This is a genomic window from Novilysobacter longmucuonensis (assembly GCF_046600735.1).
GTDB classification, from domain to species: Bacteria; Pseudomonadota; Gammaproteobacteria; order Xanthomonadales; family Xanthomonadaceae; genus Novilysobacter_A; species Novilysobacter_A longmucuonensis.
Window position 1 is genome coordinate 41,629 of sequence record NZ_JBJMAW010000010.1, and the last position, 22,222, is coordinate 63,850.

Sequence of the window (22,222 nt, forward strand, 5' to 3'; positions counted from 1 at the left end):
GGCAATGCGGAATCATCAGAAGATCAGCGCCGCACGAGGCGGCGGTGGCACAGGGTCGGGAGACGGGGCCGGCTGGCATGGGAATCCGCGAACGCCTGCAGACTAGCAGAGCTGCGCCTTGGGTTGGAGCGGCTTCAGCCGCGAAAAGCCCGATGGCGGCGTGATCGTTCATGCGGCTGTTGCGGCGGTATCGCTGCGACTTGTGGGCGACGAGGGGGACCGGTTCTGGTTCGCGGCTGAAGCCGCTCCTACAAAAAAACGCCGGCCGTTGCCGGGCCGGCGTTTCGGGGGTTCAGCTCGCGGCGTGTGCTTTATTGCTGCGCGGCGTCCAGCTCCTGCAGCAGGACCGGTGCCGGGAACACCTCCTGCATGATCCAGCGCATGTAGCGCGCATCGACCGCGATCATGCGGGTCATGATCGGATCGAACACCCAGTTGGAGCTGACCGACTCCCAGTTGCCGTCGAAAGCCAGCCCGACCAGCTTGCCCTGCGCATCGAGCACCGGCGAGCCGGAGTTGCCGCCGGTGATGTCCAGGTTCGACAGGAAGTTCACCGGCACCGTGCCGAGCTCCGGGTCGGCGAGGCCACCGTAGTTCTTGGCGGCGATCGCATCGAGCTGTGCCTGCGGCGCATTGAACGGCTCCTCGCCGGTGGCCTTGGCCGCGACTTCCTCCAGCCGCGTGAACGGCGCCTGCTCGCTGCCGTCGGTCTTGGTGTAACCGGTGACGTTGCCGAAGGTGATGCGCAGCGAGGAGTTGGCGTCGGGATAGACGAACCCGCCCTGGCTCTGCTTGTGGTCGGCTACCGCCTGCAGATAGACCGGCTGCGCGAGCAGCGCCTCGCCGGCGCGCACCTTGCTCGCCTCCTCCAGCTGCAGCACGGTCGGCATCACCGCGACCGCGAACTGCAGCGCGGGATCGTCGCTGGCCTCGAACTCGGCGCGATCGGCCTCGAGCAACGCCAGGCGCCGCTCGGTGTCGCCCAGTTCGGTCCCGGCCAGTCGGTCGAGCGCGGCCTGGATGGCCGCCTCGTCATCGCCGCCAAGCCATGCATCGACCGCAGCCACCCGCTGCGCCTCGGGCAGCTTGATGTACTCGCGCAGCCAGTACGCCTGCAACTGCCGGTCCATGCCCGGCTCGTAGCGGCGCTCCATCTGCTTCAGACCGCCCTCGAAGGCGGGCATGTCGCGCTGCTGGTAGCCCTGTTCGCGCTCGGCATCGGGCTTTTCGCGTTCGATCGACAGGCGGTAGAGCCGGCCGGCGGCACCGAGCACGCTGGTGTTGCGCAGCTGACCGAACACCAGGTCACGATCGCGATGGGCGCGGGCCAGTTCGCCCAGTGCGACCAGCTGCGCATGCGCGGCCAGTGCGGCCTGGCCGTCTTCGCCCTGCTCGCGCAGCCACGCCAGCACCGCGGCCTCGTCGGCCTGCTTGGTTTCGCTGGCGCCGATGCGCTCGAAGCCCTCGAGCTGACCGGCGTAATTCTTCATCGCGTTGTGCCAGCCGCGCACGGTGCTGGCGTACTTCACCTCGACGTCGGGATTCTTTGCGCCTTCGGCCTCGACCAGCGCGACCAGGTTCTGGAAATGCGCACCGACCACCGGGTAGGCCCAGTTCGCGGTGTGGTCGAAGTCCGACGCCAGCGCATAGCGGCTGGTGCGGCCGGGATAACCCGCGACCATCACGAAGTCGCCCTCGCCCAGCGGCTCGTCGGCGATCTTCAGCCAGTGCTGCGGCTGGTACGGCACGTTGTCCGCGGAATACGCGGCCGGCTTGCCGTCCGGGCCGACATAGGCGCGGTAGAACGCGAAGTCGCCGGTGTGGCGCGGCCACATCCAATTGTCGATGTCGCCGCCGTAGCTGCCGATGCTGTTGGGCGGCGCATACACCAGCCGCACGTCCTTGATCTCCAGGTTGCGGAACAGCCGGTAGGTGTTGCCACCGGCGAAACTGTAGAGCCGGCAGCGGTAACCGGCTTCGGCCTCGCAATCGGCAATGAGCTGCTTCTCGATGGTCTCCAGCGCCTGGGTGCGCGCGAGCGCATCGGGCGCGGCGGCCACGACGGCGTTGACCTGCTCAGTCACGTCCTGGATCGAGTCCAGCGCGTAGACGCGCGCGTTGGGGCCGGCCGAGAGCTCCTGCTCGAGACTCACGGCATTGAAGCCGGTGTCGATCAGGTTGTTCTCCGGGGTGGAGTTGAGCTGGATCGCGCCGTAGGCGCAATGGTGGTTGGTCACCACCAGTCCCTGCGGCGAGACGAAGCTGGCGGTGCAGCCGCCCAGCGAAACCACCGCGCCCATCGGGTCACCGGTGAGGTCGGCCAGCTGGCGCGGATCGAGTTCCAGCCCGGCCTGCTTCAGCGGCCCGGCGATCTCCGGCAATTGTTGCGGCACCCACATGCCCTCGGCGCCGATCGCGGCGCCGCTGAGCCCCATTGCCGCAATCGCGGCGGCTACTACTGTCTGACGCATGCACTACTCCTGGCGGCGGTTTCAACCGGGCGAGTCTAGCCGGTGGGCGGGGCTGCGGCCATGGCGGTGTTGGGCGCCGGTGTCCGGGAAAGGCCGGTGTCTGCCAGTCGCGATGCTTACCCGCGCCGTCCCGGCCCGCTCACGGTCGCCGCGTATAATCGACGCTTCTTTCCGCGCGACCGCGCGGCAGCCAGGGGCACAGGTTCCATGACGCAGACAATGAAGGCGCTGGTCAAGCGCGAAGCCGGCAAGGGCATCTGGATGGAGCAGGTGCCGGTGCCGACGCCGGGCCCCAACGAGGTGCTGATCAAGCTGGAAAAGACCGCCATCTGCGGCACCGACCTGCACATCTACCTGTGGGACGAGTGGAGCCAGCGCACCATCCAGCCGGGGCTGGTGATCGGCCATGAGTTCGTCGGCCGCGTCGCCGAACTCGGCTCCGGTGTCACCGGCTACAAGCTCGGCCAGCGCGTTTCCGCCGAGGGTCACATCGTCTGCGGCCACTGCCGCAACTGCCGCGCCGGGCGCCAGCACCTGTGCCCCTACACGGTCGGCATCGGAGTGAACCGCAACGGCGCGTTCGCCGAGTACATGGTGATGCCGGCGACCAACCTGTGGCCGATCCCGGACCAGATCCCCAGCGAGCTGGCCGCGTTCTTCGATCCCTACGGCAATGCCGCGCATTGCGCGCTGGAGTTCGACGTGGTCGGCGAGGACGTGCTGATCACCGGCGCCGGGCCGATCGGGATCATCGCCGCCGGCATCTGCAAGCACATCGGCGCGCGCAACGTGGTGGTCACCGACGTCAACGACTACCGGCTCAAGCTCGCCGCCGACATGGGCGCGACCCGTGTGGTCAACGTCGCCAACACCTCGATCAAGGAGGTGATGAACGACCTGCACATGGAAGGCTTCGACGTCGGCCTGGAGATGAGCGGCAACCCACGCGCGTTCAACGACATGCTCGACTGCATGTACCACGGCGGCAAGGTCGCGCTGCTCGGGCTGCTGCCCAAGGGCGCCGGCATCGACTGGGACCGCATCATCTTCAAGGGGCTGACCGTGCAGGGCATCTACGGCCGGCGCATGTACGAGACCTGGTACAAGATGACCCAGCTGGTGCTGGGCGGTTTCCCGCTCGGCAAGGTGCTGACCCACCAGTTGCCGGTCGACGAATTCCAGCAGGGCTTCGACCTGATGGAGGCGGGCAAGGCCGGCAAGATCGTGCTGAGCTGGAACTGACCGAAGCGCATAGTCCTCGGGCTTTTGTAGGAGCGGCTTCAGCCGCGATACGAGAACCGGGATCCCTTCGCGGCTGAAGCCGCTCCTACAAAAAGCGGGGCACCCATGTCGCTGACCGATCACTACGCCGCCGAACTCGACACCATCCGCGAGAATGGCCTGTTCAAGGCCGAGCGCATCATCACCAGTCCGCAATCGGCCGAGATCACGCTCGAGGACGGGCGCACGGTGCTGAATTTCTGCGCCAACAACTATCTCGGCCTGGCCGATCATCCCGACATCATCGCCGCTGCCCGGGGTGCGCTCGACACCCACGGCTTCGGCATGGCGTCGGTGCGCTTCATCTGCGGCACCCAGGACCTGCACAAGCAACTCGAGCGGACCATCGCGGAGTTCTTCGGCACCGAGGACACGATCCTCTATGCCGCCTGCTTCGATGCCAACGGCGGTCTGTTCGAGCCGCTGCTCGGCCCCGAAGACGCGATCATCAGCGACACGCTCAACCACGCCTCGATCATCGACGGCGTACGCCTGTGCAAGGCCAAGCGTTTCCGCTATGCCAACTGCGACATGGCCGACCTGGAGGCGCAGTTGCAAGCGGCCGACGCGGCCGGCAGCAGGACCAAGCTGATCACCACCGACGGCGTGTTCTCGATGGACGGCTTCGTCGCCCCGCTCGACCAGATCACCGCACTGGCCCGCAAGTACAACGCGCTGGTACACATCGACGACTGCCACGCCACCGGATTCATCGGCGCGACCGGGCGCGGCTCGGCCGAGGTCAAGGGCGTGATGGACAAAATCGATATCTTCACCGGCACCCTGGGCAAAGCCATGGGCGGCGCGGTCGGCGGCTTCACCACCGCTCGCCGGGAAGTCATCGAACTGCTGCGCCAGCGCTCGCGCCCGTACCTGTTTTCCAACTCGCTGCCGCCGCACGTGGTCGCCGCCGGCATCAAAGCCTTCGAGATGTTGTCGGCCGCCGGCGAGCTGCGCCAGCGCCTGGTCGAGAACACCGCGTATTTCCGCGAGCGCATGACCGCCGCCGGCTTCGACCTGCGGCCCGGCGACCATCCGATCGCGCCGGTGATGCTGTACGACGCGCCGCTCGCGCAGAAGTTCGCCGCGCGCCTGCTCGAAGAGGGCATCTACGCGGTCGGCTTCTTTTTCCCGGTGGTGCCGCAGGGCCAGGCGCGCATCCGCACGCAGCTGTCGGCCGCGCATACCCGCGAACAACTGGATCGCGCGATCGCCGCGTTCGTCAAGATCGGGGACGAATTGGGCGTGCTGAAAACCTGACGCCGAACCGCCGGCTCACCAGGCGGCAGCGACGCCCCCCCCCCCACTGGGGCGCCGCCGCTCACGATCCTACTTGCTGGCGACTCCCGCCGCGGCCGCTCCGGGTGCGGCCGCGGGTTTGCCGGTGGCCACGCGCACGCCGCGGGCCTTCATCCACGCATCGAACTGCTCGGCGGTCATGCGCTTGCCGTCCTGCTCCATGTCGAAGCGCCACGGCGTGTTGTCGTGCTCGGTCTTGGGCTTGTAGCTGGCGGCCTCCGCGACCGCCTCGGCGACGCTGTCCTTCTCCTTGGCCGCGATTGCAGTGGCCATGAACATCGACGACAGCAGCGAGACGACGAGGACCGTCCTGATCCTCGCTCTCTTCCCCATCTCTCTCTTCCCCATCTCTCTCGTCCCCATCTCCGTGCTCCCCTTCTGTGTCTTCCCCATGTCGCGTTCTCCCCAACGAAAGCGCACTTGAGTTTAGGAGACCGGACGGACACGCGGGCGCTTCAATTGGTGCGCGCGCGCACAGTCCGCAACACTCGGGCCTGGCGCGTCGTACCTCGATGGGCGGATGGGTGATCACCCCGGTGCTGCCTGCGCCTGTCGGAGCGGCTTCAGCCGAAAACCGGTTGTTTGGCCGCTGCTGTCGCACGGTGGCGATTGCGCAGCCACCCGGTGATCGGTGTTCACTGCGATCGAGCGGGAAAAGCGCGCGGCTGAAGCCGCTCCTACAGGTGGTCTACTAGGGACCCGCTGGGGGCGCCAGGTCGCTGGATTCCGCGGCGCTGAGCTCGCGCCACTGGCCTTTGCCGAGTGCGCCCAGCGCCAGGTTGCCGATTGCGACGCGGATCAGCCGCAGCACGGCGATGTCGAATGCCGCCAGCAAGCGGCGGATCTGCCGGTTGCGGCCTTCATCGAGCACGATCTCCAGCCACGCGTTCTTCTCTCCAGCGCGCAGCAGCACGGCCGATTTCGCATGCAGGCGCTCGCCGGCATCCGCACCGGCATCGGTGACGCCTCCCACCAGCGCCGCCAGCAGGGCGGCGTCCGGGAGGGTGTCGACCTGGACGTGATAGGTCTTGTCCGGCCCGTGCCCGGGATCGGTGACACGTGCCGCCCACTCCGGGTCGTTGCTCAGCAACAGCAGCCCTTCGCTGGCCTTGTCGAGCCGGCCGACCGGCGCCAGCCACGGCAACCCCGCGCCGTCCAGGCAGCGATACACGGTGTCGCGGCCGCGCTCATCGCGGGTACTGGTGACCAGACCGCGCGGCTTGTTGAGCGCCAGATAGACGCGCGGCGTGGCGTCGAGCGGCTGGCCGTCGACCGCGATCCGGTGCTGGTTGCGCACGATCGGATGCTCCGGGTCGCGCTCCACCCGGCCATCGACCGCCACCCGCCCGGCCAGGATCCAGCGCGCCGCCTCGCTGCGCGAGCAGACCCCGAGCTTGGACAAGGTGCGGGCCAGGCCCTGACGCGTGGGACTGTTTCGCACGGGCGTGTTCCGCATAAGGCCCTTCGGCTTGAGTGGGTTCATCGCCAGACGGTGCCAGAGTGCCGAGCGCACCGCGAGGATATCGGCCCAGCGGCGCCGGAGCGCGAGAAGCCCGACGTCCGGCGCGGCGCGGCGCGGACGCCGGCAACCACGGGACGTTTTGACCACGCCCCGGCTCAGTTCTGGATGTTCAGCTCCGTGCGGCGGTTTTCGGCACGGCCCTGCGGATCGTCCGAGCCGTCGGGCTTCTGGTTCGGGACCAGCGGACGAGTCTCGCCGAAGCCGACCGGTCCGATCAGGCGAGCCTCGCCGATGCCTTTCTCGACGAGATAGTCGTAGACGGCCCGGGCCCGGCGTTCCGACAAGCGCTGGTTGTACGCCGCGTCGCCGGTGGAGTCGGTGTGGCCGGCCACCTCGACGGTGAGGGTCCGATACCGCAGCAGGATCGCCACCGCCTCGTCCAGCACCGACCTGGCATCCGCGCCCAGGGTCGCCTGGTCGTAGCCGAAGGTCACGCCCTCCAGGTCGATCGACACCGGCACCGGACAGCCGTCCGGCCCGATGGTCTGTCCGGCGGTCGAGTCCGGGCACTGGTCGAGGCAGTTGATGATGCGGTCGCCGTCGCTGTCGCCCTTGTCGCCCTCTGGTGTGGGGCAGTTCTGCGCCAGCGGCGTGGCGGGCCTTCCGGTCGCCACCCGTACCCCGCGCTGTTTCATCCATGCCTCGAAGGCGTCCGCGGACATGCTCTTGCCGTCCTGCTGCATGTTGAAGCGCCACGGCGTGTTGTCGTGCTCGGTCTGCGGCACATAGGTCGATGGATCGCTCACCGAGGGATCCGCGCCTGCCTGTCCGGGCGGAGCCGCCGGAGCCTGGTCGGGTGCGGCGGAGGTTGCAGCCTGCCCGGGCAGCGATGCCGGTGCCTGAGCGGCAGTCGCCTGATCCGCCGGTAGATCCGTCCCCGGAGGCTGCTGCGCTGGCGCGTCCGGTGCGGTTGCGGATTGCTCGGCCGATCGCTCGGCTGGTTGCGCGTCGGCCTGTTCACCGCTGCTGGCGGTGCCGCTGGTCTCGGTGGCCGGCGGCGGGCTCTGGGTCAAGGGCGCGGCCGAACATGCCCCCGAAACAAACAGCAGCACGCTCGACGCAACCGCGAACTTGTTGATCAAAGCCATGGTCCCCGATCCTGTTGGAAGCGTCGCGCAGTATATGGGGCCACCCGGGGAGCGACGGATGAAGACCGGCAATGTGCTCGGTACTCTCGAGCCGATACGACGAAGCCCGGCACGAGGCCGGGCTTCGGGGTACTGCCTTGGCGACTCCGGAGAGTCCCCGGATGCGGCCTAGTTCTCGACGTTCAGCTCGGTGCGGCGGTTGCGCGCACGACCCTCGGGGTTGTCCGAGCCGTCCTCGTTGGTGTTCGGCGCGATCGGGCGGCTCTCGCCGTAGCCGATCGGGCCTTCCAGGCGCGAGGCATCGATGCCGTTGCTGGTCAGGTACTCGTAGACCGCGGTCGCACGACGCTCCGACAGGGCCTGGTTGTACTCGTCGGTGCCCTTGGAGTCGGTGTGGCCGGCCACTTCGACGCGCAACTCCGGGTAACGCTGCAGGATCTGCGCCGCCTCGCCCAGGATCGCCACCGCGTCGGGACGCAGCTCGGAGCGGTCGAAGTCGAAATTGACGCCCTTCAGGTCGATCGAGACCGGCACCGGGCAACCGTCCGGACCGATGGTCTGACCGGCCTGCGAATCCGGGCAGCGGTCATCGCAGTTGTTGACGCCGTCACCGTCGTCATCCAGATCGGCGCAGCTCGGTGGAGCCGGCGGCGGCGGCGGCGGCGGGGCCGGCGGCGCCGGTTCCGGACCCAGCGGGATCACGAGCCCGATGGTGGCGAGCAGGTCGCCGAACCAGTCGTCGTCCGGCGCATTGACGCTCTCGCCGTCGAAATCGGCGCGGTAGGTCAGTTCGGTGCGGACGCCGACGCGGCCCATGTTCGACTGCATGCCGACACCGATCTTGGCCGCCAGGTTGCCGCTTTCACGCTCGCCCGGGGAGTCCGGGCTCGGGAAGTTGTCGAACTCTTCCTCGGCGCGCTGGTAGCCCAGGCCGAACAGGCCGTACGGGTTCCAACCGCGGCCCTCGGTGAGGAAGTGGCGACGCAGGTCCAGCGAGACCCCGTACTGGCTCCAGTTCAGGTCCTTGTCCGACTCGAGGCTCGGGTTCTGGTGGTTCAACTCGACGTCGAACGACCACGTCGGGCTGATGTATCGGCCCAGGCCCACCGCGAACAGCGGCGCGTCGTCGGTGCCGCGCTCGCTGGCCTGCAGGTTGAAGCCGGTGGAACCGGTCAGGTACCAGCGATCGTCGAATTCTTGCGCGCCGGCCGCGTGCGAAAAGGCCAGACCCGCGAGCAACGCGGTGCTCAACAAGCGAATCTTCATGTACGGACTCCTTCAGTTAAACGATTGGAACGGTTGGACAGTTGATCCAAGGGAAATTGATTGACGGCGCAATCCGGCAGGGGACACGTTCAGCACGGATCGGCCGGCGCGCGGTCACTGGCGGGGCGATCATACACCGTCACCCGGTCTTGTTAATACACCTTAACGCGGCCCGCGAACATGCCTTCCGCGCAAGTCGAAGCCCGGCACGAGGCCGGGCTTCGGGTGCGGCGGCGGCTCCGAAGAGCCCACCGGCGATGTCGCTCAGTTCTGGACGTTCAATTCGGTGCGGCGATTGGTCTCGCTGCGGCACTCCGGCATGGTCTGCGGGGTCGGCTCGAGCGGACGGCTCTCGCCGTAGCCGGTGGGGCCGCTCATGCGCGAGGCGTCAATGCCGTTGCTGGTCAGGAACTCGTACACCGCCGACGCACGGCGCTCCGACAGGCCTTGGTTATAGGTGTCGGTACCGCACAGATCGGTGTGACCGGCGACTTCGACGCGCAACTCCTGGTAACGCTGCAGGATCTGCACCGCCTCGCCCAAGATTGCCACCGCGTCCGGGCGCAGCTGCGAACGATCGAAGTCGAAGTTGACGCCCTTCAGGTCGATCGAGACCGGCACCGGGCAACCGTCCGGACCGATGGTCTGGCCGGCCTGCGAATCCGGGCAGCGGTCGTCGCAGTTGTTGACGCCGTCACCGTCGTCATCCAGATCGGCGCAGCTCGGTGGAGCCGGCGGCGGCGGCGGCGGCGGGGCCGGCGGCGCCGGCTCCGGACCCAGCGGGATCACGAGACCGACGGTGGCGAGCAGGTCGCCGAACCAGTCGTCGTCCGGCGCATTGACGCTCTCGCCGTCGAAATCGGCGCGGTAGGTCAGTTCGGTGCGGACGCCGACGCGGCCCATGTTCGACTGCATGCCGACACCGATCTTGGCCGCCAGGTTGCCGCTTTCACGCTCGCCCGGGGAGTCCGGGCTCGGGAAGTTGTCGAACTCTTCCTCGGCGCGCTGGTAGCCCAGGCCGACCAGGCCGTACGGGTTCCAACCGCGGCCCTCGGTGAGGAAGTGGCGGCGCAGGTCCAGCGAGACCCCGTACTGGCTCCAGTTCAGGTCCTTGTCCGACTCGAGGCTCGGGTTCTGGTGGTTCAACTCGACGTCGAACGACCACGTCGGGCTGATGTATCGGCCCAGGCCCACCGCGAACAGCGGCGCGTCGTCGGTGCCGCGCTCGCTGGCCTGCAGGTTGAAGCCGGTGGAACCGGTCAGGTACCAGCGGTCGTCGAATTCTTGCGCGCCGGCCGTTCCCGCCAGGCTCAAACCGCCAAGCAGGGCGGCGCAGAGGAGTTTCTTTTTCATTTTGGGTGCTCCTGCATTCAATGTGGGGAAACCGCGTCTGCGAATTTCTCTGCCGTCGGACGGCCGCACGCATGCGACGCCATCGCCGCGCAGCGTAGGTTTGCCGATGTGAAAGCGGTGTTAACTTTTCACCCGACGATAAAATGGGTGCCGCGCCTCGCGGGACCGCCCGTCCAACAGCGCTCAGACCTTGAACAGACCGAGCAACTCGGTGATCGGCATCGCCTCGAGCCGCTCCGGCTCGGCCGACAGCGCCAGCAGGCGCTCTGCCTGCGCCTCGGGGAGCTTGGCGCGGATGGCCTTTTCGAACTTCGCCATCAGCACCGGGATGCCCTCTTCGCGGCGCTTGCGGTGGCCGATCGGGTAATCGATCGAGACCTTGTCGGTCGAGCTGCCATCGTTGAAGAACACCTGCACCGAGTTGCCGATGTAACGCTTGTCGGGATCGAAGTAGTCGCGGGTGAACTGCTCGTTCTCGGACACTGTCATCTTGCCGCGCAACGCATCGATGCGCGCATCGCCGGCGACCGCGTCGGTGTAGTCCCCGGCGGTGAGCCGGCCGAAGATCAGCGGCACGGCGACCATGTACTGCAGGCAGTGGTCGCGATCGGCGTAGTTGGACAGCGGGCCGGTCTTGTCGATGATGCGCACACCGGCTTCCTGGGTCTGCAACTCGACGCGCTCGATGTCCTCGAGCCGGTCGCGGACCTGCTCGTGCAGCTTCATCGCGCACTCCACCGCGGTCTGGGCGTGGAACTCGGCCGGGAAGCTGATCTTGAACAGGACGTTCTCCATCACGTAGCTGGTGAACGGCCGCTCGAACTGGAACGACTTGCCGTTGAACGCGATGTCGTAGAAGCCCCAGGTCGGCACGCTCAGCGCGCTCGGATAGCCGACCACGCCCTTGACTGCGTTCAAGGCATGGGTGACGGCCCGACGGCAAGCATCGCCGGCGGCCCAGCTCTTGCGCGGTCCGGTGTTGGGTGCATGGCGATAGGTGCGCAGCACGCCGTTGTCGATCCAGCTGTGCGACACGGCGGTCCAGATCGCTTCCTTGTCGCCGCCAAGCATCTGCGTGGTCACCGCGGTGGATGCAAGGCGCACCAGGATCACGTGGTCCAGGCCGACCCGGTTGAACGAGTTCAGCAGCGCGTAGCCGCCCTGGATCTCATGCGCCTTGATCGCGTAGCCAAGCACGTCGCGCACGCTCAGCGGCTTGCCGCCTTCGGCTTCGGTCTTGCGCCCCAGGTAATCGGCGACGGCCAGGATCGCGCCGAGATTGTCGGACGGGTGGCCCCATTCCGCGGCGAGCCAGGTGTCGTTGAAGTCCAGCCAGCGGATCTGCACACCGAGGTTGTAGGCGGCCTGCGCCGGATCGAGCTCGTAGGAGGTGTACGGCACGCGCGCGCCACCGGACATGTCCGCACCCTCCACCAGTGGCCCGAGGTGCTTGACGCATTCGGGATGGTCCATCGCCATCGCCGCGCACGCCAGCGAATCGAGCAGCATGTAGCGTGCGGTGTCGAAGGCCTCCTTGGAGTCGATGCGGTAGTCGGCGACGTAGTCGGCGATGTCCAGCATCGGCTGGTCCGGCCGGGGCCGGACGGTGGAGCGGCTGTTATGGGCGATGGCGTTACCTGCGCTGGCGTCGTGCTGGCTCATGCGGGATTCCGGTGTGGGGGGAAGCCGCCCATTTTGCCGCGCCGCGAGACAACTGACCAACCTTGCCCTCCAGCGCGCCGCAGCGCGCTGCGAATTTCAAACCCCCGGCGTCCAATCCTTCGAGCATCCCTGCAGCGCAGCGGACCTTGCAGTCGGCACTACGGTCACGCCATGGCTCGGAGTTCGAGGGTACGCTCCGGCCACCGAAGCCTGTGGTTCGGCACCGACAGCAGCCAGCTCGGGCGTGCCCGGCTGCCTGACTGAGCCGAACGGACGCAGCGTCCCGTCCGCAGACATTTGAAGCATCCGCGCTCGACGCCATCTTTCCGCCATGGATACCCCCGCCCACCTGCCCACGCTGTTCCTGTCCCACGGCTCGCCGATGCTCGCGGTGGAGGACTCGCCCGCCGGTCGCTTCCTCGACCAGTTGGGCGGGGAGCTGCCGCGGCCCAAGGCGGTGCTCGTGGCCTCGGCGCATTTCACCGCCGACCGCCCGACGCTTGGCGCGGACCCGACGCCGCGGACCGTGCACGATTTTCGCGGCTTCCCGCCACCGCTTTACGACATCCGCTACCCGGTGCCGGGCGCACCCGACCTGGCGCAGCGCATTAGCGGCCTGCTGAGCGATGCCGGGCTGTCGCCGCAGATCCGCCAGGGAGACGGCATCGATCACGGGGTCTGGGTGCCGTTGCGGCGGATGTACCCGCAGGCCGACATACCAGTGGTGCCGCTGTCGGTAATGCCGCATGGCGATGCCGCCGCGCACTACGCGATCGGCCGGGCGCTGGCGCCGCTGCGCGCCGACGGCGTGCTGGTGATCGGGTCTGGCGGCTTCGTGCACAACCTCGGCGACCTCGACTGGCACGCGCACGATGTGCCGCTGTCGCCCTGGGCGCTCGAATTCAGTGAGTGGATGCACCGGGCGCTGGCGGGTGACGATCTGCCTGCCCTGCTCGATTGGCAGCACGCGCGCCGCACGCGCAACGCGCGCACCCGACCGTCGAACACCTGATGCCGCTGTTCGTCGCGCTCGGCGCGGCCGGCGAGTCGGCGGCGATGCGCACGATCCACCGTTCGCACCAGATGGGTTCGCTGGCGCTGGACGCGTTTGCGTTCGACTGACGCCGGTCGGATCACAGGGGTTTATAAGCCCTGCCCCTCGAGGGGCAGGAGACAAGCGCCCGGCCCTTACTGAAGGTCCGTCAGGATCCCTGCGCTTGTCCCTCCGCCGCTTTGGCGGCATCGTGGCGCCTCCATACGCCCGCGTACTTTCATGACCGCTGCCGATCATCCACTGCATCATTCCCTGTACCCGCAGCTGTTCGCCCCGCTCGATCTGGGTTTCTGCACGCTGCCCAACCGGGTCCTGATGGGTTCGATGCACACCGGACTGGAGGATCGGGCGCGCGATTTCCCGCGACTGGCGGCGTACTTCGCCGAACGCGCAGCCGGCGGCGTCGGGCTGATGGTCACCGGCGGCTTCGCGCCGAACATCAGCGGCTGGCTCAAGCCGTTCGGCGGCAAGCTCAGCTGGTCGTGGGAAGCCCGCAAACATCGCCAGGTGACCGGGGCGGTCCACGCGCACGGCAGCCGCATCTGCCTGCAGATCCTGCACGCCGGTCGCTATGGCTATCAGCCGCTGCAGGTCGCGCCCTCGCGGCTGAAGGCGCCGATCAACCCGTTCACACCGCGGGCGCTGAGCGCACGCGGGGTGGAGCGACAGATCGACGCCTTCGTACGCACCGCGCAGCTGGCGCGGGAGGCCGGCTACGACGGCGTCGAGGTGATGGGCTCGGAGGGTTACCTGCTCAACCAGTTCACCGCGCCACGGACCAACCGGCGCGACGACGCATTCGGCGGCGACGCGGCGCGGCGCAGGCGTTTCGCGGTCGAGATCGTGCGCCGCATCCGCCAGGCCTGCGGGCCGGATTTCATCCTGATCTACCGGCTGTCGATGATCGACCTGGTCGAGGGCGGGCTGAGCTGGGACGAAGTGGTGCAGCAGGCCCGCGCGGTCGAGGCCGCGGGCGCGACCCTGATCAACACCGGCATCGGCTGGCACGAGGCGCGCATCCCGACCATCGTCACCTCGGTGCCGCGCGCTGCGTTCGCCGGCATCACCGCGCGGCTCAAGCCGGAGGTCGGGCTGCCATTGATCGCCACCAACCGGATCAACACGCCCGAAGTCGCCGAGCGCCTCCTCGCCGCCGGCCAGGCCGACATGGTCTCGATGGCACGCCCGCTGCTCGCCGATCCGGCCTGGGTCGCCAAGGCGCGCGATGCCCGCGGCGACGAGATCAACACCTGCATCGCCTGCAACCAGGCCTGCCTGGACCACGTGTTCCAGAACAGGACCGCGAGTTGCCTGGTCAACCCGCGCGCCTGCCACGAGACCGAGCTGAACTACCTGCCGGCCGCGGTGCCCAAGACCATCGCCGTGGTCGGCGCCGGTCCGGCCGGGCTGGCCGCCGCAACCGTCGCCGCCGGACGCGGCCATCGGGTGACCCTGTTCGAGACGAACCACGAGATCGGCGGCCAGTTCAATCTGGCCAAGCGCATCCCCGGCAAGGAGGAGTTCCACGAGACGCTGCGCTATTTCCGGCGGCAGATCGAGCTCACCGGCATCGAGCTGCGGCTGGACACGCGAGCCGATGCGGCCGCGCTGGCCGGATTCGACGAGGTGGTGCTCGCAAGCGGCATCCGCCCGCGCCAGGTCGGATTTCCCGGCGCGCGCCACCCCAAGGTGGTCAGCTACCTCGACGTACTGACCGGGCGCGTGGTGCCGGGCCGCAGGGTGGCGATCATCGGCGCCGGCGGCATCGGCTTTGACGTCGCCGGGTTCCTGGTGCACGAAGGCCCCTCGTCCGCGCTGGATGCCGAGCGCTGGCACGCCGAATGGGGCGTGGACCTGGGCTACGGCGAGAACCGCGGCGGACTGGCGCCGACGCCGCGCGCGCCGGTCCGCCCCGCGTATCCCGGCCCGGAGCCCCCCGCGCGCGAGGTCTGGCTGCTGCAGCGCAGCCCCGGCAAACTCGGCGCCCGTCTAAGCAAGACCACCGGCTGGGTGCACCGCGCCGCGCTGAAGGCCCGCGGCGTGCGCATGCTTGGCGGAGTCGAATATCTCGGCGTCGACGCCGCCGGCCTGCATGTCCGCATCGACGGCACGTTGCAGACGCTCCCGGCCGACCACGTGGTGACCTGTGCCGGTCAGGAGCCATACCGGCCGCTGGCTGCAGAGCTGGAGGCAGCTGGACGGTCGTTCCACGTGATCGGCGGCGCCGATATCGCCGCCGAGCTCGACGCCAAGCGCGCCATCGCGCAGGGCAGCCGGATCGCGGCGGCACTGTGACCTTGGGAACCGGAGCTCCGCGGCTCCCAAGCGACGCCGGCGCTTGGGCTGGAGCGACTTGCTCAGCAGATCCGGAGCACAAAAACCCGCATCCTGAGCACAGCTTGAACCAGACATTCACCTGACGTTTATCTACCGGCGGGTACCGTGCCGCAACTTTTCAGCCGCCCCCGATGGCGGCACCCACGCCGCCCGCGCCCTCTGCGCGGATCCGGTGAAGGGGCAAAGCGCGCCATAGAGCTCGCCGCCCTCCCCAGTACGCCATGCCGGTTTGCGCCGCAGTAGCCGTCTCTACCAGGAGAAGGCCGCTGAAGTGCGGCCCGGCCCGCCCCCGCCCTTGCCCGCCCCTGCGGCACGGGAGAGGGCAATGCGAGTCCTCGACCAGCTCGAGGACGTGTACCCGGAGCAAGGAGTTCGACATGAAACTGGCCTGGATCCTCTGGTTGGCCTCGGTACTGCCACCACCCGCCGCCGATTCGTTGTGCCTGAGCACGACCTTGTACCTGGAAGCCCGCGACCAGTCGGTCCAGGGCCAGCAGGCAGTCGCCGAGGTCGCGCTGCGCCGCCGTGACAGCGGACTGTGGGGCGACAGCGTCTGTTCGGTGGTCACCGCGCGCGCGCAGTTCGCCCCGACGATCGTCTCGCCCAACACCCGCCTGACCAACACCGAGGCCTGGGCCGAGTCGGTGACGATCGCGCTGGAGGCCGAGCGCAACTGGGCGCTGCCCGTCGGCGAACGCAACGAGATCGTCCCCGGCGCCAGCCACTTCCTCGCGCACGCGATCGCCTTCCCGAGCTGGCGCAACTCCTACCAGGTCGCCACGATCGGCGACCACACCTTCCTGCGCGTGCAGTCGCTGAAGCCACGCGGGTCCTGAAGCCAGGGCGCAGCGGCACTTGATCCGTGGGATCCGATCCGCCGCAAGAAAAAAGCCGCACGATGTGCGGCTTTTTCATCAAGGCCCTTCCCCCTAACCGACGTCGCTGTTCTGCCTGGACATCTGCCGGTAGGTGAACGAAGCCGACCAGGTGAGCAGCACGAAGCCGGTCAACGCCTCGGCCCCGGCCAGCAGCCGGATCGGTCCATCGGGCGACAGCTCGCCGAACCCGACCGTGGTGTAGGTCACCGATGAGAAGTAGATCGAGTCCGCAAGGCTCATCGAGACCATGCCCACGATGGTTCCGGTGCCGGGAATCATCAGCAGCCCCCAGTACACCAGGCCCACCAGCGCGATCTCCAGCGCATGCAGCGTGAGCAGGCCGAAGACCACCTTCATGATCCGGCGCTCGTCGCCCGCCCCCGCCGAGGCGCCGCCATAGCGGCGCCCCAGCGCGGCGAGCCCTTCGAAATGCGCGAACACCAGCGCGGCAATGCTCAGCAGCGTTGCCACCGCGACGGCTGCACCCGGGCTCCAGAGCGAGGCCATCGTTGCGCGTCAGCGCTGTTGGATTGGCACGTACGCGCGATCCTCCGGCCCGGTGTAGTTCGCGCTCGGGCGGATGATCTTGCCGTCCTCGCGCTGCTCGATGACATGCGCGCTCCAGCCGGTGGTGCGCGCAATCACGAACAACGGGGTGAACATCGGCGTCGGTATGCCCATCATGTGATACGCCGACGCGCTGTACCAATCAAGGTTCGGGAACATCTTCTTGCTGTCCATCATCAGGGTCTCGATGCGCTCGCTGACATCGAACAGCAGCTTGTTGCCGGCGTCATCGCACAGCTTGCGCGAGAGCTCCTTGATGATCGGGTTGCGCGGGTCGCCGGTCGTATAGACCGGATGGCCGAAGCCGATGATGATTTCCTTGCGCTCGATGCGTGCGCGGATGTCGGCTTCTGCTTCGTCGGCCGACGAGTAACGCGAGATGATGTCCATCGCCACCTCATTGGCGCCGCCATGCTTGGGCCCGCGCAATGACCCGATCGCGCCGGTCAGGCACGAGTGCAGGTCCGAGCCGGTGCCGGCGATCACCCGTGCGGTGAACGTGCTGGCGTTGAACTCGTGCTCGGCGTACAGCACCAGCGACTTGTCCAGCGACTGCGCGTGCAGCGCGCTCGGCGGCTCGCCGTGCAGCAGGTGCAGGAAGTGGGCGGCCACGTTGTCGTCGTCGGTCTCCACGTCTATGCGGCGGCCGTTGCGGGTGAAGTGCCACCAATACAGCAGCATCGAGCCGAAGCTGGCGATCAGTTTGTCGGCGATGTCGCGCGCCTCCGACGCCGGGTGGCCGTCGCGCTCAGGCAGCACCGTGCCGAGCACGGAGCAACCGGTGCGCAATACGTCCATCGGGTGCGCATTGGCCGGCACCAGTTCGAGCGCCTCGGCCACGATCGCCGGCAGCCCGCGCAGGCGCTGCAGCTTGGCCTTGTAGGCGTCGAGCTGCGGCTGCGTCGGCAGCACGCCGTGCACCAGCAGATGCGAGACCTCCTCGAACGAGGACTTCGTCGCCAGGTCGTGGATGTCGTAGCCGCGGTAGTGCAGGTCATTGCCGCTGCGACCGACCGTACACAGCGCGGTATTGCCGGCGGCGGTGCCACTGAGCGCGACGGATTTCTTCGGCTTGGGCAGGGTGCTGGTGGTGTCGCTCATCTCGAATCCTCTCTGCACTGAACCCCCTCTCCCGCTTGTGGGAGAGGGGCGGGGTGAGGGCGTTGGGAATCGGCAGTCGTGCGAGCTTGAAGTCGCGCGTGCCCTCATCCGCCCTTCGGTCACCTCCTCCCGCACGCGGGAGAAGGAAAAATCACTCGTCCTTGGCCGAAAACAACGCGTCGAGCTTGTCCTCGTACTCGTGATAGCCGAGGAAGTCATACAGCTCCGCGCGGGTCTGCAGGGTGTCGATGATGTGCTTCTGCGTGCCGTCGCGCCGCACCGTCTCGTAGAAGTGCAGCGCTGCCTTGTTCATCGCGCGGTAGGCGCCACAGCAGTACAGGGCGATGTCGACGCCGGCCTCGCGCAGCTCGTCGGTAGTGAAGAACGGGGTCGAGCCGAATTCGGTCAGGTTGGCCAGGATCGGTACCTTCACCGCCTGCTTGAACCGGCGGTAGTCCTCCAGTGAGCGCATCGCTTCGGGAAAGATCATGTCGGCACCGGCCTCGACGTAGGCCACCGCGCGCTCGATCGCCGCATCGATCCCTTCGACGGCCGCGGCGTCGGTACGCGCCATGATCACGAAGCCGGCATCAACGCGCGCATCGACCGCGGTCTTGACCCGGTCGACCATCTCGCCGCGCGGCACCACCTCCTTGCCGGGACGGTGGCCGCAGCGCTTCTGCCCGACCTGGTCCTCCATGTGCACCGCGGCCACGCCGACGCGCTCGAAAGATCTGATCGTACGCGCGATGTTGAATGCGCCGCCCCAGCCGGTATCGATGTCGACCAGCAACGGCATCCCGGTGGCATCGACGATCCGGCGCGCGTCGGTGAGCACGTCTTCCATCGTGCTGATGCCGAGGTCGGGCATGCCCAGCGAGTTGGCCGCGACGCCACCACCGGACAAGTACAGCGCCTTGTAACCGACGCGCCTGGCCATCAGGCCGGCGTAGGCGGTGATCGCGCCCATGACCTGCAGCGGGGCTTCCTGTTCGATCGCGGCGCGGAAACGTACGCCTGCGGACTCTCGTGACATTGCGTACCTCGTAGGGCGGGTTTCAACCCGCCATGTCTGACCGCGAAAGGTGGCGGGTTGAAACCCGCCCTACGCAACGAAGGCGACCGGAGTCGCCTTCGCTTTCTTACAGCAAGTGCGCCACCCCAGCGCGCTCTTCCTCAAGTTCAGCCAGGGTCTTGTCCATCCGCTCGCGCGAGAAGGCGTCGATCTCCAGGCCTTCGATGCGGGTGTACTCGCCGTTTTCGGTAGTCACCGGGACGCCGTAGATCACACCCTCGGGGATGTCGTAGCTGCCATCGGACGGCACGCCCATCGTCACCCACTTGCCGTTGCTGCCCAGTACCCAGTCGCGGACGTGGTCGATCGCGGCATTGGCCGCCGAGGCCGCCGAGGACAGGCCGCGTGCTTCGATGACCGCCGCGCCGCGTTTGCCGACCTGCGGGATGAAACTGTCGCTGTTCCAGCTCGCGTCACCGATCTTGTCTTTCAGCGACTGGCCGTTGACCGTGGCGAAGCGGTAGTCCGGATACATGGTCGGGCTATGGTTGCCCCACACGATCAGCTTCTCGATGTCGCCCACGGCGACGCCCGCTTTCGATGCCAGCTGCGACAGTGCGCGGTTGTGGTCCAGGCGCAGCATGGCGGTGAAGTTGGCCGCCTTCAGATCCTTTGCTGACTTCATCGCGATGTAGGCGTTGGTGTTGGCCGGGTTGCCGACCACCAGCACCTTGACCTCGCGCGAGGCGACCTTGTTCAGCGCCGCGCCCTGGGCGGTGAAGATCTTGGCGTTTTCCAGCAGCAGGTCCTTGCGCTCCATGCCGGGACCGCGCGGACGCGCGCCGACCAGCAGGGCGATGTCGGCGTCCTTGAACGCGACCTCGGCGTCGGCGGTGCCGACCATGCCGGCCAGCAGCGGGAACGCGCAATCTTCCAGTTCCATCATCACGCCCTTGAGCGCGGCCTGGGCCTTGTCCATCGGCAGCTCGAGCATCTGCAGGATCATCGGCTGGTCCTTGCCGAGCATCTCGCCGGAGGCGATGCGGAACAGCAGCGAATAGCCGATCTGGCCGGCAGCTCCGGTGACGGCAACGCGGATGGGGGTTTTCATGGGGAACTCCAATGAAGCGGGGAACGGGGAAAAGGGGACAGGGGAATGGCGGGTATCGCGGTCGCAGAAGCGGCGTCGATTTCAGGCGGGAAGGACTTGCCATTCTGTGTTCCCTGCTCCCGATTCCCGCCTCTTCTCCTTTACCGTCAGGCCAGTTCCGCAAAAAACTCGGCAAAGCGCTGCATCCCCGGCGCCAGCTGCGGCGTCGGGCAGGTGTAGCTGATGCGCAGGCTGCGCGGCTCGCCGAATGCCGAGCCCGGTACGCAGGCGACGCCCTTGGCTTCCAGCAGTGCGCTGCAGAACTCGACGTCGTTGCCGACCTTCAACCCGCTCGGGCCGTGGGTCTTGCCGAATGCGGCACTGATGTCGGGGAACACGTAGAACGCGCCCTGCGGACGCGGACAGACCACGCCCGGGATCGAGTTCATCACGTCCATGACCTGGTCGCGCTTGGCCTGGAACTCCGCGCACTTCCCGGTCGGCACGTCCTGCGGCCCGGACAGCGCGGCGACCGCGGCGGCGCTGACGATCTCCGGCAGGTTGGTGATGTGGTTGGAGTTCATCGTGGTCACCGCCTGCGCGACGACCTCCGGGCCGGCCATGAAGCCGACCCGCCAACCCGGCATGCCATAGGTCTTGGACAGCGAGTCAACGAAGATCACCCGGTCGAGCAGTTCGGGCCGCGCATGCACGAAGTTGTGGTAACCGACACCGTCGAACACCATGCGGTTGTAGATATCGTCGGTGATGATCCAGGTGTCCGGATACTTCGCGATGACATCAGCCAGTGCGTCGATCTCGTCCCTGCCGTAGACCATGCCGGTCGGGTTGGACGGGTTGTTGAACAGGAACACCCGAGGCTTTTTCGCCAGCGCCGCGTCGAGCTGCGCCGGGGTCAGTTTGTAGTCCTGCTCGGGCGGGCACGGCAGCAGCTCGACCTTGGCATCGAGGATCTCGGCGATGTCCAGGTAGCTGGTCCAGTACGGGGTCGGGAACGCGATCGTGTCGCCCTCGTCCAGCAGCGCCTCGGCCAGGTTGTACAGCACGTGCTTGGCGCCGATGCCGGTGGCGAGGTTGACCCGGCCGTAGCCGGTCAGTCCGATCTTGCTGATGTGCTCCAGGAACGCATCGAGCATCGCGTCGCTGCCGCGGTTGCTGCCGTACTGGCCGCTGTCATGGGCCAGCGCCTGCCGCGCGGCCTCGTAGACGTGTTCGCCGGGCAAAAAGTTGGGCACGCCGATCGAGAAGCTGATGATGTCGCGGCCTTCGGCCTTGAGGCGCTTGGCCTTTTCGGCAATCTGCATGATCGCGCTGGGCTTGGCGCGACCGATGCGCCGGGCGAGCTGGGGGGGCATCGCGGTGACCTCGTGGGGGTTCATGGGCGGCCGCGAGCGTTGCTGAACAGCGGCCGGATCGAGCCGGAAAATGGTAACACGGCCATTGTTTGCGGCCGGTCTCTCGAGGCCTGCCCCACCTGTAGGAGCGGCTTCAGCCGCGATCGAAAACCGGCGCTGGCGAACATGCGTTCGCGGCTGAAGCCGCTCCTAAGGGGAGCCGGACCCGCGTACCGCCGGATCCGGCCATCGCGTTACGGGCGCGCGTTCTCGTCGAGCGTCTTGTTCCACTCGGCGACGCGGTCGGCCTTGGCGGCGAGCGCCGCGTCGACATCGCCCTCGAGCTTGACCGATTTCATGGTGTCGCCCTGCTTGACGCTGTCGACCACGTCCATGCCTTCGGTGACTTTGCCGAACACCGTGTGCTTGCCGTCCAGCCACGGGCACGCGACGTGGGTGATGAAGAACTGGCTGCCGTTGGTGCCGGGGCCGGCGTTGGCCATCGACAGCACGCCACGCTCGTGACTCAGACCATTCTTGGCTTCGTCCTCGAAGCGGTAGCCCGGGCCGCCGGTCCCGGTGCCCTGCGGGCAGCCGCCCTGGACCATGAAATCGTTGATCACGCGATGGAATGCGAGGCCGTCGTAGAAGCCGCGCTGGACCAGGTTGGCGAAGTTGGCGACGGTCAGCGGCGCCTTCTCTGGCTCGAGTTGTACGCGGATCACCCCGCGGTCGGTGTCGAAAGTCGCAATCAGGCTCATTACCTGCTCCTTGGAAGATTGGGCGAATTGAAGTGGGGGCGAACTGGATGGCACCACGGCGCCCGCTCTGCAGGTGAACGGGCGATTGGCAAGGATACCGCAGCCATTCACCAAGACCGGCA

15 protein-coding genes and 3 pseudogenes are annotated in these 22,222 nt (G+C 67.6%); 5 read left to right on the forward strand and 13 right to left on the reverse strand.

Annotated elements, in window-relative coordinates; translation table 11 throughout:
* Positions 1-311: 311 nt before the first annotated feature.
* Positions 312-2,471 carry a S46 family peptidase gene (locus ACJQWM_RS10525; RefSeq protein ID WP_332702829.1) on the reverse strand — a complete coding sequence of 720 codons (2,160 nt, stop codon included), beginning with the start codon at positions 2,469-2,471 and terminating at the stop codon, positions 312-314.
* 207 nt (positions 2,472-2,678) lie between these two features.
* Here ACJQWM_RS10525 and tdh point away from each other — a divergent pair, with 207 nt between their 5' ends.
* Together tdh and kbl are read left to right on the forward strand one after the other, a co-directional pair.
* Positions 2,679-3,713 carry an L-threonine 3-dehydrogenase gene (gene tdh / locus ACJQWM_RS10530; protein ID WP_332702831.1) on the forward strand — a complete coding sequence of 345 codons (1,035 nt, stop codon included), beginning with the start codon at positions 2,679-2,681 and terminating at the stop codon, positions 3,711-3,713.
* 105 nt (positions 3,714-3,818) lie between these two features.
* A complete protein-coding gene (gene kbl, locus ACJQWM_RS10535; protein ID WP_332702833.1) occupies positions 3,819-5,012 on the forward strand; it encodes a glycine C-acetyltransferase in 1,194 nt (397 codons plus the stop codon).
* A gap of 69 nt (positions 5,013-5,081) precedes the next feature.
* On the opposite strand, the pseudogene ACJQWM_RS10540 reads toward kbl, so the two are convergent.
* From ACJQWM_RS10540 to ACJQWM_RS10565, 6 genes and pseudogenes are all read right to left on the reverse strand, one after another.
* Positions 5,082-5,270, reverse strand: a pseudogene (locus ACJQWM_RS10540) (hypothetical protein); the annotation flags it as partial.
* A gap of 472 nt (positions 5,271-5,742) precedes the next feature.
* The gene (locus tag ACJQWM_RS10545; protein WP_332702835.1) at positions 5,743-6,534 is read right to left on the reverse strand and encodes a pseudouridine synthase; all 792 of its coding nucleotides are present in this window, start codon (positions 6,532-6,534) and stop codon (positions 5,743-5,745) included.
* 134 nt (positions 6,535-6,668) lie between these two features.
* Positions 6,669-7,121, reverse strand: a pseudogene (locus ACJQWM_RS10550) (OmpA family protein); the annotation flags it as partial.
* Between the two features lie 708 nt (positions 7,122-7,829).
* Positions 7,830-8,927 carry an OmpA family protein gene (locus ACJQWM_RS10555; protein ID WP_332702837.1) on the reverse strand — a complete coding sequence of 366 codons (1,098 nt, stop codon included), beginning with the start codon at positions 8,925-8,927 and terminating at the stop codon, positions 7,830-7,832.
* Between the two features lie 264 nt (positions 8,928-9,191).
* Positions 9,192-10,280 carry an OmpA family protein gene (locus tag ACJQWM_RS10560; protein ID WP_411306812.1) on the reverse strand — a complete coding sequence of 363 codons (1,089 nt, stop codon included), beginning with the start codon at positions 10,278-10,280 and terminating at the stop codon, positions 9,192-9,194.
* Between the two features lie 183 nt (positions 10,281-10,463).
* Complete coding sequence (locus ACJQWM_RS10565; RefSeq protein WP_332702841.1) at positions 10,464-11,942, reverse strand: bifunctional 2-methylcitrate dehydratase/aconitate hydratase; 1,479 nt, start codon at positions 11,940-11,942, stop codon at positions 10,464-10,466.
* Positions 11,943-12,273: 331 nt separating this feature from the next.
* On the opposite strand from ACJQWM_RS10565, the pseudogene ACJQWM_RS10570 reads away from it, so the two are divergent.
* From ACJQWM_RS10570 to ACJQWM_RS10580, 3 genes and pseudogenes are all read left to right on the forward strand, one after another.
* A pseudogene (locus ACJQWM_RS10570) lies at positions 12,274-13,064 on the forward strand (DODA-type extradiol aromatic ring-opening family dioxygenase).
* Positions 13,065-13,215: 151 nt separating this feature from the next.
* Positions 13,216-15,291 (forward strand): oxidoreductase, encoded by a 2,076-nt coding sequence (locus ACJQWM_RS10575; protein WP_332702845.1) that lies wholly within the window; start codon positions 13,216-13,218, stop codon positions 15,289-15,291.
* Positions 15,292-15,710: 419 nt separating this feature from the next.
* A complete protein-coding gene (locus tag ACJQWM_RS10580; protein ID WP_332702847.1) occupies positions 15,711-16,169 on the forward strand; it encodes a cell wall hydrolase in 459 nt (152 codons plus the stop codon).
* A gap of 93 nt (positions 16,170-16,262) precedes the next feature.
* Here ACJQWM_RS10580 and ACJQWM_RS10585 read toward each other — a convergent pair whose 3' ends face one another.
* The 6 genes from ACJQWM_RS10585 to ACJQWM_RS10610 form a co-directional block, all read right to left on the reverse strand.
* Positions 16,263-16,718 (reverse strand): potassium channel family protein, encoded by a 456-nt coding sequence (locus ACJQWM_RS10585; protein ID WP_332702849.1) that lies wholly within the window; start codon positions 16,716-16,718, stop codon positions 16,263-16,265.
* Between the two features lie 9 nt (positions 16,719-16,727).
* Positions 16,728-17,879, reverse strand: coding sequence for a bifunctional 2-methylcitrate synthase/citrate synthase (gene prpC / locus ACJQWM_RS10590; RefSeq protein WP_332702851.1), 1,152 nt, complete (start codon positions 17,877-17,879; stop codon positions 16,728-16,730).
* 151 nt (positions 17,880-18,030) lie between these two features.
* Positions 18,031-18,915, reverse strand: coding sequence for a methylisocitrate lyase (gene prpB / locus ACJQWM_RS10595; RefSeq protein WP_332702853.1), 885 nt, complete (start codon positions 18,913-18,915; stop codon positions 18,031-18,033).
* A 106-nt stretch (positions 18,916-19,021) separates the two neighbouring features.
* Positions 19,022-20,005 carry a malate dehydrogenase gene (locus ACJQWM_RS10600; RefSeq protein ID WP_332702855.1) on the reverse strand — a complete coding sequence of 328 codons (984 nt, stop codon included), beginning with the start codon at positions 20,003-20,005 and terminating at the stop codon, positions 19,022-19,024.
* 146 nt (positions 20,006-20,151) lie between these two features.
* Positions 20,152-21,384 (reverse strand): pyridoxal phosphate-dependent aminotransferase, encoded by a 1,233-nt coding sequence (locus ACJQWM_RS10605; protein ID WP_332702857.1) that lies wholly within the window; start codon positions 21,382-21,384, stop codon positions 20,152-20,154.
* 209 nt (positions 21,385-21,593) lie between these two features.
* Positions 21,594-22,100: a peptidylprolyl isomerase gene (locus ACJQWM_RS10610; protein ID WP_332702859.1), complete on the reverse strand. Its 507-nt coding sequence runs from the start codon at positions 22,098-22,100 to the stop codon at positions 21,594-21,596.
* Positions 22,101-22,222 lie beyond the last annotated feature (122 nt).